This window comes from Streptomyces sp. CO7 (assembly GCF_053474865.1).
This window is the reverse complement of the sequence record NZ_JBRIOU010000001.1, coordinates 86488-87086: the sequence shown is the minus strand read 5'-3', so window position 1 is coordinate 87086 and position 599 is coordinate 86488. Positions and strand designations below refer to the sequence as shown.

Genomic DNA, 599 nt, shown 5'->3' with positions numbered 1-599 from the left:
GCCCGTCACCCCGCCGCCCGCCGCCGGCCCGGCGGCCTCCAGGGCGGGCAAGCCGGCCGTGGCCGACGCCGTGGACGAGGTCAAGCGGCTGCTCGGCGACGGGCGGATCACCCAGGCCGTGGACCTCCTCGGCGCGATCCTCCCGGACGCCGCCCAGCAGCACGGCGAGCGCTCCCCGGTGGTGCGCACCCTGCGCAAGCTGTACGCCGCCACCCTGATGGACGACGGCCAGTACCGCCGCGCCCTGCCCGAGCTGCGCCGCCTCGCCGAGGAACGCGCCGCCGAGGCCGGACACGACGACCGGCAGGCGCTCGGCTTCCGCTTCGACGCCGCGCTGTGCCTGGAGCAGCTCGGCGAGGCCACCGCCGCGCTCGCCGAGTACCGCGCGCTGCTGCCCGCCTACGAGAACCCGTACGCCGGCGGCGACCCGGCCCGCGCCCACGACCTGCGCCGCCGCATCGGGCACCTGCTGCTCGCCCTCGGCGACCGCCAGGCCGCGCACGACACCCTGGCCCGCCTGGCCCTGGACGTGGAACGCCTGCACGGCCCCGCCCACCCCCTGGTCGGCGACCTCCGGCGCACCCTCCAGTGGCTCGGCC

General features: G+C 78.8%; 1 pseudogene. It reads left to right on the top strand.

What is annotated here, in order from left to right:
* Positions 1 to 599: pseudogene (locus tag ACOV8S_RS00390) on the top strand (serine/threonine protein kinase); the annotation flags it as partial.